Here is a 15,766-nt window from a genome sequence, read left to right on the forward strand (position 1 = left end):
ATCGTTTGATTTACATCAAATTACCTTTGGCTACAGACACTAAGGTGGCAGACATCGAAACGAGTATCAGAGGTGTCTATGAGTCACTCATCCGCCCCCGAAAGGGCTACTGGAGCTGTCATTACTGATTGGCGACCGGAAGATCCTGCGTTCTGGCAACAGCGCGGCCAGCGTATAGCCAGCCGCAATCTGTGGATTTCCGTTCCCTGTCTGCTACTGGCGTTTTGTGTATGGATGTTATTCAGTGCCGTCGCGGTGAATTTGCCGAAAGTCGGCTTTAATTTTACGACCGATCAGCTGTTTCTTTTGACTGCACTACCTTCGGTTTCTGGCGCATTATTGCGTGTGCCATACTCCTTTATGGTTCCAATCTTCGGCGGTCGTCGCTGGACGGCGTTCAGCACCGGTATTCTGATTATTCCTTGCGTCTGGCTGGGTTTTGCCGTGCAGGATACCACTACGCCATACAGCGTATTCATCATCATTTCTCTGCTGTGCGGCTTTGCTGGCGCGAACTTCGCCTCCAGTATGGCAAACATCAGCTTCTTTTTTCCGAAGCAGAAGCAGGGTGGCGCGCTGGGGCTGAACGGTGGTCTGGGCAACATGGGCGTTAGCGTCATGCAGTTGGTTGCTCCGCTGGTGGTATCACTGTCAATTTTTGCTGCATTTGGCAGCCAGGGCGTAACACAGCCGGATGGCACCGAATTGTATCTGGCTAACGCGTCCTGGGTATGGGTGCCGTTCCTCGCCATCTTCACCATTGCAGCGTGGTTTGGCATGAACGACCTTGCTACCTCGAAAGCCTCTATCAAGGAGCAGTTGCCGGTACTCAAACGGGGTCATCTGTGGATTATGAGCCTGCTGTATCTGGCAACCTTCGGTTCCTTCATCGGCTTCTCTGCGGGTTTTGCCATGCTGTCTAAAACGCAGTTTCCGGATGTACAGATCCTGCACTACGCCTTCTTCGGACCGTTTATTGGCGCACTGGCGCGTTCTGCGGGGGGAGCATTATCTGACCGTCTCGGCGGTACTCGTGTAACGCTGGTGAACTTCGTGCTGATGGCGATTTTCAGTGGTCTACTGTTCCTCACCTTACCGACTGACGGGCAAGGCGGAAACTTCATGGCGTTCTTTGTAGTCTTCCTGGCGCTGTTCCTGACGGCGGGGCTGGGTAGTGGTTCCACCTTCCAGATGATTTCCGTGATCTTCCGTAAACTGACGATGGATCGCGTGAAAGCAGAAGGCGGTTCTGACGAACGTGCTATGCGTGAAGCGGCAACCGACACTGCGGCGGCGCTGGGCTTCATCTCCGCGATTGGCGCTATCGGTGGCTTCTTTATCCCGAAAGCGTTCGGTAGCTCACTGGCATTAACAGGGTCGCCAGTCGGTGCAATGAAAGTATTTTTGATTTTCTATATCGCCTGCGTGGTAATTACCTGGGCGGTATACGGTCGGCATTCTAAAAAATAAATCGTAATATTTGATTATCCTTTGCGCGGCGTAATGTCGCGCTTTTTTTATTTCTCATTTAGTTACAACATACTTTAAGAGGATAATTATTTCAACGGCGTCAATTAAGCGCCATTAATATGTCATCCATGGGGGATACTCCTTAATACCCATCTGTATAAAAATCCGAAGTGTTTAAATGGTGATGGATGTAAAAAACATTAATTTACAATAAGTTGTGTAATAAATATTAATTATCCCAAAGGGGTATATTAGGAATTTACTTTATTTTTCATCCCCACCACTCTTGATCGTTATCAATTCCCACGACGTTTCAGAGCGTTACCTTCGTTTTAAACATTAGCAATGTCGATTTATCAGAGAGCCGACAGGCTCCCACAGGAGAAAACCGATGAGTAAATTCCTGGACCGGTTTCGCTACTTCAAACAGAAGGGTGATACCTTTGCCGATGGGCATGGCCAGCTTCTCAATACCAACCGTGACTGGGAGGATGGATATCGCCAGCGTTGGCAGCATGACAAAATCGTCCGCTCTACCCACGGGGTAAACTGCACCGGCTCCTGCAGCTGGAAAATCTACGTTAAAAACGGTCTGGTGACCTGGGAAACCCAGCAGACTGACTATCCGCGTACTCGTCCGGATCTGCCAAACCATGAACCTCGCGGCTGTCCGCGCGGTGCCAGCTACTCCTGGTATCTCTATAGCGCCAATCGCCTGAAATACCCAATGATGCGTAAACGCCTGATGAAAATGTGGCGTGAAGCGAAGGCGCAGCATAGCGATCCGGTTGAGGCATGGGCTTCTATTATCGAAGACGCCGATAAAGCGAAAAGCTTTAAACAGGCGCGTGGACGCGGTGGTTTTGTTCGTTCTTCCTGGCAGGAAGTGAACGAACTGATCACCGCATCTAACGTTTACACCATCAAAAACTACGGCCCGGACCGTGTCGCCGGCTTCTCGCCAATTCCGGCAATGTCGATGGTTTCTTACGCATCAGGTGCTCGCTATCTCTCGCTGCTTGGCGGTACTTGCTTAAGCTTCTACGACTGGTACTGCGACCTGCCTCCTGCGTCTCCGCAAACCTGGGGCGAGCAAACTGACGTACCGGAATCTGCTGACTGGTACAACTCCAGCTACATCATCGCCTGGGGTTCAAACGTGCCGCAGACGCGTACCCCGGATGCTCACTTCTTTACTGAAGTGCGTTACAAAGGCACCAAAACTGTTGCCGTCACGCCGGACTACGCTGAAATCGCCAAACTGTGCGATCTGTGGCTGGCACCGAAACAGGGCACCGACGCAGCAATGGCGCTGGCAATGGGTCACGTGATGCTGCGTGAATTCCATCTTGATAACCCAAGCCAGTATTTCACCGATTATGTGCGCCGCTACACCGACATGCCGATGCTGGTAATGCTGGAAGAGCGCGACGGTTATTACGCTGCAGGTCGTATGCTGCGCGCCGCCGATCTGGTTGATGCGCTGGGTCAGGAAAACAACCCGGAATGGAAAACCGTAGCTTTTAATACGCAAGGTGAAATGGTTGCGCCGAACGGTTCGATCGGTTTCCGTTGGGGCGAGAAGGGCAAATGGAATCTTGAACAGCGCGATGGCAAAACTGGTGAAGAAACCGAACTGCAACTGAGTCTGCTGGGTAGTCAGGATGAGATCGCTGAAGTGGGCTTCCCGTACTTTGGCGGCGACGGCACGGAACACTTCAATAAAGTGGAGCTGGAAAACATTCTGCTGCACAAGCTGCCGGTAAAACGCCTGCAACTGGCTGATGGCAGCACTGCACTGGTGACCACCGTTTATGATTTGACGCTGGCAAACTACGGCCTGGAGCGTGGTCTGAACGACGTTAACTGCGCGACCAGCTATGACGACGTGAAAGCCTACACCCCGGCGTGGGCTGAGCAGATCACCGGTGTTTCTCGTAGCCAGATTATCCGCATTGCCCGTGAATTTGCCGATAACGCTGATAAAACGCATGGTCGCTCGATGATTATCGTCGGTGCCGGTCTGAACCACTGGTATCACCTCGATATGAACTATCGCGGTCTGATCAACATGCTGATTTTCTGCGGCTGTGTCGGTCAGAGCGGCGGTGGCTGGGCACACTACGTGGGTCAGGAAAAACTGCGTCCGCAAACCGGCTGGCAGCCGCTGGCGTTTGCCCTTGACTGGCAGCGTCCGGCGCGTCATATGAACAGCACCTCTTACTTTTATAACCACTCCAGCCAGTGGCGTTATGAAACCGTGACCGCAGAAGAGTTGCTGTCGCCGATGGCGGATAAATCCCGCTATACCGGACACCTGATCGACTTTAACGTCCGTGCAGAACGCATGGGCTGGCTGCCGTCTGCGCCGCAGTTAGGCACTAACCCGCTGACTATCGCTCGCGAAGCGGAAAAAGCGGGCATGAATCCGGTGGACTATACGGTGAAATCCCTGAAAGAGGGGTCAATCCGTTTTGCTGCGGAACAACCGGAAAACGGCAAAAACCATCCGCGTAACCTGTTTATCTGGCGTTCTAACCTGCTGGGCTCTTCCGGTAAAGGTCATGAGTTTATGCTCAAGTACCTGCTGGGGACGGAGCACGGTATCCAGGGTAAAGATCTGGGGCAGCAGGGCGGCGTGAAGCCGGAAGAAGTGGACTGGCAGGATAACGGTCTGGAAGGCAAGCTGGATCTGGTGGTGACGCTGGACTTCCGTCTGTCGAGCACTTGTCTCTACTCCGACATCATTTTGCCGACGGCAACCTGGTACGAAAAAGACGACATGAATACCTCGGATATGCATCCGTTTATTCATCCGCTGTCTGCGGCGGTCGATCCGGCCTGGGAAGCGAAAAGCGACTGGGAAATCTACAAAGCCATCGCGAAGAAATTCTCCGAAGTGTGCGTTGGTCATCTGGGTAAAGAAACCGACATCGTTACGCTGCCAATTCAGCACGACTCCGCCGCCGAACTGGCGCAGCCGCTGGATGTGAAAGACTGGAAAAAAGGCGAATGCGACCTGATCCCAGGTAAAACCGCACCGCACATTATGGTGGTTGAGCGCGATTATCCGGCCACTTACGAACGCTTTACCTCTATCGGCCCACTGATGGAGAAAATCGGTAACGGCGGTAAAGGGATTGCCTGGAACACCCAGAGCGAGATGGATCTGCTGCGTAAGCTCAACTACACCAAGGCTGAAGGTCCGGCGAAAGGCCAGCCGATGCTCAACACCGCAATTGATGCGGCAGAGATGATCCTGACGCTGGCACCGGAAACCAACGGTCAGGTAGCCGTGAAAGCCTGGGCGGCACTGAGCGAGTTTACCGGTCGCGACCATACGCATCTGGCGCTGAATAAAGAAGACGAGAAAATCCGCTTCCGCGATATTCAGGCACAGCCGCGCAAAATTATCTCCAGCCCGACCTGGTCTGGTCTGGAAGATGAACACGTTTCTTACAACGCCGGTTACACCAACGTTCACGAGCTGATCCCGTGGCGTACGCTCTCTGGTCGTCAGCAGCTGTATCAGGATCATCAGTGGATGCGTGATTTTGGTGAAAGCCTGCTGGTTTATCGTCCGCCGATCGATACCCGTTCGGTGAAAGAAGTGATGGGACAGAAATCCAACGGTAACCCGGAAAAAGCCCTGAACTTCCTGACGCCACACCAGAAGTGGGGTATTCATTCCACTTACAGCGACAACCTGCTGATGCTGACTTTAGGTCGCGGTGGGCCGGTGGTCTGGCTGAGCGAAGCCGATGCCAAAGATTTGGGAATTGCCGACAACGACTGGATTGAAGTCTTCAACAGCAATGGTGCGCTGACTGCCCGTGCGGTTGTCAGCCAGCGTGTCCCGGCAGGGATGACCATGATGTACCACGCGCAGGAACGTATCGTTAACCTGCCGGGTTCGGAAATCACGCAGCAGCGTGGGGGTATTCATAACTCGGTCACCCGTATCACGCCGAAACCGACGCATATGATCGGTGGCTATGCCCATCTGGCATACGGCTTTAACTACTACGGCACCGTAGGTTCTAACCGCGATGAGTTTGTTGTAGTGCGTAAGATGAAGAACATTGACTGGTTAGATGGCGAAGGCAATGACCAGGTACAGGAGAGCGTAAAATGAAAATTCGTTCACAAGTCGGCATGGTGCTGAATCTCGATAAGTGCATCGGCTGCCACACCTGTTCAGTTACCTGTAAAAACGTCTGGACCAGCCGCGAAGGCGTTGAGTACGCGTGGTTCAACAACGTTGAAACCAAACCGGGTCAGGGTTTCCCTACCGACTGGGAAAACCAGGAAAAATACAAAGGCGGTTGGATCCGTAAAATCAACGGCAAACTGCAACCGCGTATGGGTAACCGCGCGATGCTGCTGGGTAAAATCTTCGCCAACCCGCATTTGCCGGGGATCGACGATTATTACGAGCCGTTCGATTTTGATTATCAGAATCTGCATACCGCGCCGGAAGGTAGCAAATCGCAGCCGATTGCCCGTCCACGTTCGCTGATTACTGGCGAACGGATGGCGAAAATCGAAAAAGGGCCGAACTGGGAAGATGACCTGGGCGGCGAGTTTGACAAACTGGCGAAAGACAAGAACTTCGACAACATCCAGAAGGCGATGTATAGCCAGTTCGAAAACACCTTCATGATGTATTTGCCGCGTCTGTGTGAACACTGCCTCAACCCGGCATGTGTGGCGACCTGTCCGAGCGGGGCTATCTACAAACGTGAAGAAGATGGCATCGTACTGATCGATCAGGATAAATGCCGTGGCTGGCGTATGTGCATCACCGGATGTCCGTACAAAAAAATCTACTTCAACTGGAAGAGCGGTAAATCTGAGAAGTGCATCTTCTGCTATCCGCGTATTGAAGCCGGTCAGCCGACGGTGTGCTCAGAAACCTGTGTTGGTCGTATCCGTTATCTTGGCGTGCTGTTGTACGATGCCGACGCTATTGAACGTGCAGCCAGCACCGAGAACGAGAAAGATCTCTACCAGCGTCAGCTGGAAGTGTTCCTCGATCCGAACGATCCGAAAGTCATCGAGCAGGCGATTAAAGACGGTATTCCGCTGAGCGTTATTGAAGCCGCACAACAGTCGCCGGTTTATAAAATGGCGATGGAATGGAAACTGGCGCTGCCGCTGCATCCAGAATATCGCACATTGCCGATGGTCTGGTACGTGCCGCCTCTGTCACCGATTCAGTCTGCGGCAGACGCGGGCGAGCTGGGTAGCAACGGCATTCTGCCAGACGTAGAAAGCCTGCGTATCCCGGTTCAGTACCTGGCGAATCTGCTGACCGCCGGTGATACCCAACCGGTACTGCTCGCGTTGAAACGTATGCTGGCAATGCGTCATTACAAACGAGCTGAAACCGTTGACGGTAAAGTTGATACCCGTGCGCTGGAAGAGGTCGGCCTGACCGAAGCCCAGGCACAGGAGATGTACCGTTATCTGGCGATTGCAAACTACGAAGATCGCTTTGTGGTGCCGAGCAGCCATCGTGAACTGGCGCGGGAAGCCTTCCCGGAGAAAAATGGTTGCGGCTTTACCTTTGGTGACGGCTGCCACGGTTCAGATACCAAATTCAATCTGTTCAACAGCCGTCGTATCGATGCCATCGACGTGACCAGCAAAACGGAGCCGCATCCATGATCGAACTCGTGATTGTATCGCGTCTCCTTGAATATCCTGATGCTGCCTTATGGCAGCATCAACAAGAGATGTTTGAGGCGATTGCTGCGTCGGAAAATCTGTCGAAAGAGGATGCCCATGCGCTGGGCATTTTCCTGCGCGATTTAACCGCGATGGATCCGCTGGACGCTCAGGCGCAGTACAGCGAACTGTTCGACCGTGGTCGCGCCACGTCGCTGTTACTGTTTGAACATGTGCACGGCGAATCCCGCGATCGTGGTCAGGCGATGGTGGATTTGCTGGCGCAGTATGAGCAACACGGCTTGCAGTTAAACAGTCGTGAACTGCCGGATCATCTGCCGTTGTATCTGGAGTACCTGGCGCAGCTGCCGCAAAGCGAAGCCGTGGAAGGTTTGAAAGATATCGCGCCGATTCTGGCGTTGCTAAGTGCTCGTCTGCAACAGCGTGAAAGCCGTTATGCAGTGCTGTTTGATCTGCTGCTGAAACTGGCGAATACCGCTATAGACAGCGACAAAGTGGCGGAAAAAATTGCCGATGAAGCGCGCGATGATACGCCGCAGGCGCTGGATGCTGTCTGGGAAGAAGAGCAGGTTAAATTCTTTGCTGACAAAGGCTGCGGTGATTCGGCAATCACTGCTCATCAGCGTCGCTTTGCCGGTGCCGTCGCGCCGCAATATCTGAATATCACCACCGGAGGACAGCACTAATGCAATTCCTGAATATGTTCTTCTTTGATATCTACCCGTACATTGCCGGGGCGGTCTTCCTGATTGGTAGCTGGCTGCGCTATGACTACGGGCAGTACACCTGGCGCGCGGCGTCCAGCCAGATGCTGGATCGCAAAGGGATGAACCTGGCGTCTAACCTGTTCCATATCGGGATTCTGGGGATTTTTGTCGGTCACTTCTTCGGTATGCTGACGCCGCACTGGATGTATGAAGCCTGGCTGCCAATTGAAGTGAAACAGAAAATGGCGATGTTTGCTGGTGGTGCCAGCGGCGTGCTGTGTCTGATTGGCGGTGTACTGTTGCTGAAACGCCGCCTGTTCAGCCCACGCGTGCGTGCAACGACTACCGGAGCGGATATCTTGATCCTGTCGCTGCTCGTTATCCAGTGCGCGCTGGGCCTGCTGACCATTCCGTTCTCCGCTCAGCATATGGACGGTAGCGAGATGATGAAACTGGTTGGCTGGGCGCAGTCGGTAGTGACCTTCCACGGTGGCGCTTCTCAGCACCTTGATGGCGTGGCGTTTATCTTCCGTTTGCACCTGGTGCTGGGGATGACGTTATTCCTGCTGTTCCCGTTCTCGCGTCTGGTACACATCTGGAGCGTACCGGTGGAGTATCTGACGCGTAAGTATCAGCTGGTGCGTGCTCGCCACTAAGCGAAATTTAGTTCACATAGACCCTGCTTCGGCGGGGTTTTTTGTTTTGTGTAAAAGTGTGCAGACCTAAAAACAGGCATGACGAATTCTGTGTGACAACAAGAAATAAATGGTTAGTAAATTGGTTTAGAAGAGTATTTTCAGGAAGTAATGGTGGTGGGGGAAGGATTATTCGTCGCTTCGCTCCTCATCCTTCGGGCCGTTGCCTGCGGCAACGTTCTCTCGCTTTCGCTCGAGTCGAACCTTAATCGAAGGTTCTCACCCTTCCTCGATGAGTGCAAAGATTAATAATCTCACCGAAGTTACCACATCGCTGTGGTGAATAATGGTGGTGGGGGAAGGATTCGAACCTTCGAAGTCGATGACGGCAGATTTACAGTCTGCTCCCTTTGACCGCTCGGGAACCCCACCAGGGGAAAATCAAATTGTAGGTAATGCTGAAGATGGTGGTGGGGGAAGGATTATTCGTCGCTTCGCTCCTCACCCTTCGGGCCGTTGCCTGCGGCAACGTTCTCTCGCTTTCGCTCGAGTCGAACCTTAATCGAAGGTTCTCACCCTTCCTCGATGAGTGCAAAGATTAACAATCTCACCGAAGTTACCACATCGCTGTGGTGAATAATGGTGGTGGGGGAAGGATTCGAACCTTCGAAGTCGATGACGGCAGATTTACAGTCTGCTCCCTTTGGCCGCTCGGGAACCCCACCACGGGGTAATGCTTTTTACTGGCCTGCTCCCTCATTGGGAAGCGGGGCGCATCATACCAAATGACACGCCGCTGTAAAGCGTTACGTTGAGAAAAATGAACTGGTTGCGTAATTTTCATCCGTAACGGATTAAAGGCAACCAGTTCTTTTTGCTGGCGATTAAAGAATAATCGTCCGGTTACCGTAAACAAACACACGTTGCGCCAAAACCTGGTAAAGGGCGCGGCTTAATACGTTTTTCTCGACGTCACGACCTGCACGCATCATATCTTCGGCTGTATAAGTGTGATCCACATGAATAACGTCCTGCATAATGATTGGACCTTCATCCAGATTGTCATTTACATAGTGTGCCGTTGCGCCAATTATCTTCACGCCGCGTTCATAGGCCTGATGATACGGACGTGCCCCAATAAACGCCGGCAGGAATGAGTGGTGAATATTGATAATTTTATTCGGGAAGCGCGCCACAAATTCCGGCGTTAATACGCGCATATACTTCGCCAGCACAACGTAATCAGGCTGATAAGCATCAATGGCATCCGCCATCTTTTGATCGTGCTCGTTGCGACTTAATCCTTCATGGCTGACCAGTTCAAATGGAATATCAAAACGTTCAACCAGCGAACGCAAGGTATCGTGGTTGCCGATGACTGCCGCGATTTCCACATCCAGTCCACCGTAATTGGCTTTCATCAGCAGATCGCCAAGGCAATGCGCTTCTTTAGTGACCAGAATGACTATCCGGCGACGACCGGCGGGATTTAGTTCGCGCACAGAGCCTTCCGGCAATGCGCTATCGAGATCCGCCAGCAGGGTCGAATCATTAAAAATGCCTTCCAGTTCCGTGCGCATAAAAAAGCGTCCGGTACGATGATCAACAAATTCATTGTTCTGCACGATATTTAACTCGTGCTTGTAGCAAATATTAGTAATGCGCGCGATCAGACCTTTTTGATCCGGACAAATAGTACGAAGAACTTTTCGTTGGAGTGAGTGCATTGCTGGAAAAACCTTGTTGAGAGTGTTTGCTAAACCGTACCGTCAACCATTATTGGCCGCAGCACTTTTTAAATTTTTTACCTGAACCACAAGGGCAGGGATCGTTGCGGCCAAACTGTGGACGTGTACCGTCAATATAGTACCACTGACCGTTTTCTTTCAAAAATCGCGAACGTTCAATTATCGCTCCTGTTTTACCCTGTTCGGCAAATCGGGCGACGAAGCTAACATAACCTACGTTATCTCCTTCGTGATATGAACGCTCAAATACGGTCAGCCCTAACCATTCGGTATGCGCAAACCCGGCAATCAATTCGGCACGTAACGCCGCTGCGCCACAGGACGGATGCCAGGTCTTAATTAAATAATCTGCGTCCTGCATCACAAAAGCGCAGTAACGCGAACGCATGAGATGTTCTGGATCAGGTGCGACCTTTTCACCAGACACATAACGGTGGCAACATAGGCTATACTCGACAGCACTACCACAGGGACAAAGCTCAGACACAAATAATCTCCCTGGAAACAATAACGGCGTATTAATCGCCTGCGTAGCACTATGTTAACCGAGCAGTAGCGATGTGGCTACGGCTGCATTCCAGGGGAAGCCTTCAGGAACAATGAGAAAGATAAAAATAGGGCTGGCGCTAGGATCTGGCGCGGCGCGAGGATGGTCGCATATTGGCGTCATTAACGCGCTTAAAAAAATGGGCATTGAAATAGATATCGTCGCTGGATGTTCAATCGGTTCGCTGGTGGGCGCTGCTTTTGCATGCGATCGCCTGACCGCGCTTGAACAGTGGGTTACCTCTTTTAGCTATTGGGATGTTTTACGGCTGATGGATCTTTCCTGGCAGCGTGGTGGATTGTTGCGCGGTGAGCGTGTGTTCAACCAGTACCGCGAAATAATGCCGGAAACAGAGATCGAAAATTGTTCACGCCGTTTCGCTGCGGTTGCCACTAATTTAAGCACGGGGCGAGAACTCTGGTTTACCGAAGGCGACCTCCATCTTGCTATTCGTGCATCATGCAGCATCCCCGGCCTAATGGCGCCGGTCGCTCATAACGGCTATTGGCTGGTTGATGGCGCAGTTGTTAATCCGATTCCTATTTCCCTCACGCGTGCGATGGGCGCTGATATTGTGATTGCGGTCGATCTGCAGCACGATGCTCATTTAATGCAACAAGATCTCCTTTCATTTAATGTCAGTGAAGATAATGGCGAGAACGACGATCCTCTCCCGTGGCATGCGCGTTTGAAAGAACGATTAAGCAGTATAACGGCACGTCGGGCAGTGACTGCGCCAACCGCAACAGAGATTATGACCACGTCTATCCAGGTGCTGGAAAACCGTCTTAAACGAAACCGTATGGCTGGGGATCCGCCTGATATTCTGATTCAACCTTTATGCCCGCAGATATCCACTCTGGATTTTCATCGTGCAAATGCTGCCATTGCGGCAGGACAATTAGCGGTAGAGAAGAAAATGGATGAACTTTTACCGCTGGTTCGAACCAACGTTTTGACCTGATTTTTTATCTACACTTAAGTTAATTCTGACAGGCACTGATGGCAATAGCATGTCACTATTGAATAAAGCCAGTCAGGGGAGAGAACATGACGCAGCCATTGGTCGGAAAACAGATTCTCATAGTTGAAGATGAGCCAGTCTTTCGCTCGCTTCTGGATTCATGGTTTTCCTCATTGGGAGCAACGACAGTACTGGCGGCTGATGGGGTGGATGCCCTTGAGCTACTGGGCGGTTTTACACCCGATCTGATGATATGTGATATTGCAATGCCAAGAATGAATGGCTTAAAACTGCTGGAACATATACGCAACCGGGGAGACCAAACCCCGGTTCTGGTGATTTCTGCTACGGAAAATATGGCAGATATTGCGAAAGCATTACGGCTGGGTGTGGAAGATGTTTTGCTGAAACCAGTTAAAGACCTTAATCGCTTACGTGAGATGGTTTTTGCTTGTCTGTATCCCAGCATGTTTAACTCCAGGGTTGAGGAAGAAGAAAGGCTTTTTCGCGATTGGGATGCAATGGTCGATAATCCGACAGCTGCCGCGAAATTATTGCAAGAATTACAACCACCGGTTCAGCAGGAGATTTCCCATTGCCGGGTTAATTATCGCCAACTCGTTGCTGTTGATAAACCTGGGCTGGTACTTGATATTGCAGCACTTTCGGAAAACGATCTGGCTTTTTATTGCCTTGATGTAACCCGTGCTGGACATAATGGCGTCCTTGCCGCCTTGTTATTACGTGCGTTGTTTAATGGCTTATTACAAGAACAGCTTGCGCACCAGAATCAACCTTTGCCTGAGTTAGGCGCGTTATTGAAGCAGGTAAACCATTTACTACGCCAGGCCAATCTGCCCGGTCAATTTCCTCTATTAGTCGGCTATTATCATCGTGAATTAAAAAATCTCATTCTGGTATCCGCAGGCTTGAATGCGACGTTGAATGCGGGTGAACACCAGATTCAAATCAGTAATGGCGTTCCGTTAGGAACATTAGGCAACACTTATTTGAATCAATTGAGTCAGAGATGTGATGCCTGGCAATGCCAAATTTGGGGCGCTGGTGGAAGGCTACGCTTGATGTTGTCTGCGAATTGAGCAAACGATAATTTGGGATAAAATTGCATTACCCGCTAATGTCGGCTGGTGGTACTATCGTCGCCATTCGTATAAGTAATTGTCTTAATTATGTTAACTCGCTTCCTTTTCGGAACCAGGCGTCGCCAGGGTACTGATATACTGGGATGTGATACAGAAATATGAACACGTTCAATACACGAACAGTCCAGGAGAATTTAAATGGCTGCCATTAACACGAAAGTCAAAAAAGCCGTTATCCCCGTAGCGGGATTAGGAACCAGGATGTTGCCGGCGACGAAAGCTATCCCGAAAGAGATGCTACCGCTTGTCGATAAGCCATTAATTCAATACGTCGTGAATGAATGTATTGCGGCTGGTATTACTGAAATTGTGCTGGTTACTCACTCATCGAAAAACTCTATTGAAAACCACTTTGATACCAGTTTTGAACTGGAAGCAATGCTGGAAAAACGTGTAAAACGCCAGCTGCTTGATGAAGTGCAGTCTATTTGCCCTCCGCACGTAACTATTATGCAAGTTCGTCAGGGGCTGGCGAAAGGTTTAGGGCACGCAGTATTGTGTGCTCACCCGGTAGTTGGTGATGAACCTGTGGCTGTTATTTTGCCTGATGTTATTCTGGATGAATATGAATCTGATTTGTCGCAGGATAACCTCGCAGAGATGATCCGCCGCTTTGATGAAACTGGCCATAGCCAGATCATGGTTGAGCCTGTTGCTGATGTGACTGCATATGGTGTTGTGGATTGCAAAGGCGTGGATTTAGCGCCGGGTGAAAGTGTACCTATGGTCGGTGTAGTAGAAAAACCGAAAGCAGATGTTGCACCGTCCAATCTCGCTATTGTTGGTCGTTACGTACTTAGCGCCGATATTTGGCCGCTGCTGGCAAAAACTCCTCCGGGAGCAGGCGATGAAATTCAACTTACCGATGCTATTGATATGCTGATCGAAAAAGAAACGGTTGAAGCCTATCACATGAAAGGGAAGAGCCATGACTGCGGTAATAAATTAGGTTACATGCAGGCTTTCGTTGAATACGGTATTCGTCACAACTCGCTGGGTGCTGAATTTAAAGCCTGGCTTGAAGAAGAGATGGGCATTAAGAAGTAACACCAATAGCGGTGTTTTCTACGAAACGGCATTGAGTTATCAATGCCGTTTTTTTATAGCTTATTCTTATTGGATAGTCTTAAAACGGACAATAAAAAATCCCGCCAATGGCGGGATTTTAAGCGAGCGTAATCTAAAAAAGATTATTACTTGATCAGGAAATCGTCGAGGGATTTACCTTGCTCATCCATTGCTTTTTTGATTACAGCCGGAGTACGACCCTGGCCAGTCCAGGTTTTGGTTTCGCCGTTCTCGTCAACGTAGCTATATTTAGCTGGACGCTGTGCGCGTTTAGCTTTGGTGCCGGATTTAACAGCCGCCATGCTATTCAGCAGTTCGTTCGGGTCAATACCGTCAGCGATCAGCATTTCACGATATTGTTGCAGTTTACGAGTGCGTTCTTCAACTTCAGCAGCAGCCGCACTTTCTTCTTCGCGACGCTCGTTAACAACTACTTCTAATTTTTCCAGCATTTCTTCCAGCGTTTCAAGTGTACATTCTCTTGCTTGCGCACGAAGAGTACGGATGTTGTTCAGAATTTTAAGTGCTTCGCTCATTGTAGTAATCTCAAACTTATATTGGGGTGGTTTGTTGAGGTAATAATAGAGCCTTAAATTCAGTTGTGCAATAGCCAGGAATGTAAGGAATTCAAAATTGTTCTTTATTTTGTGCCGCCAATAAATATCTTTTCATAAAATTAGCCAGAAAAGATGCGGCATATAGCCCTATTTGCACCGATGATTTCGCATCACCTAAGGTTAAAACTTCCTGATTCATGTCACATTTTATGTAGGGATTAACACGCGCTGACGTCTTTTACTCTTCGGTATTAGTCATGTTTACGAAAAATCCTCTATTAAGAGAATGATGAAAAGAAGAACAGTCGCAATAAGTGCAGGGACTTCGTATTGCCGTATCCTGGAGGTCAACAGAGGGTTATTACTTGTGCAACAAGTTAAAGATTGTGAATAGTTACCAGGAGTCATTTACGCAGTTATAACAAGCAAAAACAGACGCAATGATAGCTCTGAAGGATTATGTCATCCTTCTTAAGGAATGATGTATATACGCTCTTCTGCGTGTACTGTTGGGCTGTAAAACTGGCGAATTATGATAAACTTCAGCCAACTTTATTTCATATCATTGAGGGCCTGTGGCTGATGGCACAGCTATATTTCTACTATTCCGCAATGAACGCGGGTAAGTCTACGGCATTGTTGCAATCTTCATACAATTACCAGGAACGCGGTATGCGGACCGTCGTATATACGGCGGAAATTGACGATCGTTTCGGGGCAGGGAAAGTCAGCTCGCGTATAGGTTTGTCATCACCGGCAAAATTATTTAACCAAAATTCATCATTATTTGATGAGATTCGTGCGGAACATGAACAACAGGCAATTCATTGTGTACTGGTTGATGAATGCCAGTTTTTAACCAGACAACAAGTATATGAATTATCGGAGGTTGTCGATCAACTCGATATACCCGTTCTTTGTTATGGTTTACGTACAGATTTTCGCGGTGAATTATTTACCGGCAGTCAATACTTACTGGCATGGTCAGACAAACTGGTCGAATTAAAAACTATCTGCTTTTGTGGTCGTAAAGCAAGCATGGTGCTACGTCTTGATCAAGAGGGTAGGCCTTATAACGAAGGCGAACAGGTAGTTATTGGTGGTAATGAGCGTTATGTCTCGGTTTGTCGTAAACACTATAAAGAAGCGTTAGAAGTCGGTTCTTTGACGGCTATTCAAGAAAGACATCAACACGATTAATAAGATTTTCTTTACT

The 15,766-nt window shown here is 49.9% G+C and carries 12 protein-coding genes, 2 tRNA genes and 2 other RNA genes; 9 read left to right on the plus strand and 7 right to left on the minus strand.

Going from position 1 to position 15,766, the window contains the following annotated elements; genetic code table 11:
• Window positions 1-78: 78 nt before the first annotated feature.
• The 5 genes from narK (at window position 79) to narI (ending at window position 8,524) form a co-directional block, all read left to right on the plus strand.
• Window positions 79-1,470, plus strand: coding sequence for a nitrate transporter NarK (gene narK / locus C3D30_RS12620; RefSeq protein ID WP_000019814.1), 1,392 nt, complete (start codon window positions 79-81; stop codon window positions 1,468-1,470).
• 391 nt (window positions 1,471-1,861) lie between these two features.
• Window positions 1,862-5,605: a nitrate reductase subunit alpha gene (locus C3D30_RS12625; protein ID WP_105286949.1), complete on the plus strand. Its 3,744-nt coding sequence runs from the start codon at window positions 1,862-1,864 to the stop codon at window positions 5,603-5,605.
• Window positions 5,602-7,140: a nitrate reductase subunit beta gene (narH, locus tag C3D30_RS12630; protein WP_000702663.1), complete on the plus strand. Its 1,539-nt coding sequence runs from the start codon at window positions 5,602-5,604 to the stop codon at window positions 7,138-7,140. The genes C3D30_RS12625 and narH overlap by 4 nt, the downstream gene beginning before the upstream one ends.
• Window positions 7,137-7,847, plus strand: a complete 711-nt coding sequence (gene narJ, locus C3D30_RS12635; protein ID WP_000571678.1) for a nitrate reductase molybdenum cofactor assembly chaperone — start codon at window positions 7,137-7,139, stop codon at window positions 7,845-7,847. The genes narH and narJ overlap by 4 nt, the downstream gene beginning before the upstream one ends.
• Window positions 7,847-8,524, plus strand: coding sequence for a respiratory nitrate reductase subunit gamma (gene narI, locus C3D30_RS12640; RefSeq protein ID WP_001160110.1), 678 nt, complete (start codon window positions 7,847-7,849; stop codon window positions 8,522-8,524). Before narJ ends, narI begins: the two co-directional genes overlap by 1 nt.
• 151 nt (window positions 8,525-8,675) lie before the next feature.
• Here narI and C3D30_RS12645 read toward each other — a convergent pair.
• From C3D30_RS12645 to C3D30_RS12670, 6 genes are all read right to left on the minus strand, one after another.
• A non-coding RNA gene (locus tag C3D30_RS12645) (RtT sRNA) lies at window positions 8,676-8,807 on the minus strand.
• Window positions 8,808-8,850: 43 nt separating this feature from the next.
• A tRNA-Tyr gene (locus C3D30_RS12650) sits at window positions 8,851-8,935 on the minus strand.
• A gap of 33 nt (window positions 8,936-8,968) precedes the next feature.
• Window positions 8,969-9,100: non-coding RNA, RtT sRNA (locus tag C3D30_RS12655), on the minus strand.
• 43 nt (window positions 9,101-9,143) lie between these two features.
• Window positions 9,144-9,228 (minus strand) — tRNA-Tyr (locus C3D30_RS12660).
• A 159-nt stretch (window positions 9,229-9,387) separates the two neighbouring features.
• Entirely contained in the window at window positions 9,388-10,230 is an 843-nt protein-coding gene (gene purU, locus C3D30_RS12665; protein ID WP_000555850.1) for a formyltetrahydrofolate deformylase, read from the minus strand.
• Between the two features lie 49 nt (window positions 10,231-10,279).
• The gene (locus tag C3D30_RS12670; protein WP_016158404.1) at window positions 10,280-10,738 is read right to left on the minus strand and encodes a YchJ family protein; all 459 of its coding nucleotides are present in this window, start codon (window positions 10,736-10,738) and stop codon (window positions 10,280-10,282) included.
• 112 nt (window positions 10,739-10,850) lie between these two features.
• Here C3D30_RS12670 and rssA point away from each other — a divergent pair, with 112 nt between their 5' ends.
• From rssA to galU, 3 genes are all read left to right on the plus strand, one after another.
• Window positions 10,851-11,762 carry a patatin-like phospholipase RssA gene (rssA, locus tag C3D30_RS12675; RefSeq protein WP_010350469.1) on the plus strand — a complete coding sequence of 304 codons (912 nt, stop codon included), beginning with the start codon at window positions 10,851-10,853 and terminating at the stop codon, window positions 11,760-11,762.
• Between the two features lie 86 nt (window positions 11,763-11,848).
• Window positions 11,849-12,862, plus strand: a complete 1,014-nt coding sequence (gene rssB / locus C3D30_RS12680; RefSeq protein ID WP_000193438.1) for a two-component system response regulator RssB — start codon at window positions 11,849-11,851, stop codon at window positions 12,860-12,862.
• Between the two features lie 201 nt (window positions 12,863-13,063).
• Window positions 13,064-13,972, plus strand: a complete 909-nt coding sequence (galU, locus tag C3D30_RS12685) for a UTP--glucose-1-phosphate uridylyltransferase GalU (RefSeq protein ID WP_000718987.1) — start codon at window positions 13,064-13,066, stop codon at window positions 13,970-13,972.
• A 146-nt stretch (window positions 13,973-14,118) separates the two neighbouring features.
• On the opposite strand, the gene hns is transcribed toward galU, so the two are convergent.
• The gene (gene hns, locus C3D30_RS12690; protein WP_001287384.1) at window positions 14,119-14,529 is read right to left on the minus strand and encodes a histone-like nucleoid-structuring protein H-NS; all 411 of its coding nucleotides are present in this window, start codon (window positions 14,527-14,529) and stop codon (window positions 14,119-14,121) included.
• A gap of 603 nt (window positions 14,530-15,132) precedes the next feature.
• Between hns and tdk the strand changes: the two genes are divergently transcribed.
• Window positions 15,133-15,750 carry a thymidine kinase gene (tdk, locus tag C3D30_RS12695; protein ID WP_016158403.1) on the plus strand — a complete coding sequence of 206 codons (618 nt, stop codon included), beginning with the start codon at window positions 15,133-15,135 and terminating at the stop codon, window positions 15,748-15,750.
• The last annotated feature ends 16 nt before the right edge of the window (window positions 15,751-15,766 follow it).

Origin of the sequence: Escherichia sp. MOD1-EC5433, from assembly GCF_002966005.1 — a bacterium.
GTDB classification, from domain to species: Bacteria; Pseudomonadota; Gammaproteobacteria; order Enterobacterales; family Enterobacteriaceae; genus Escherichia; species Escherichia ruysiae.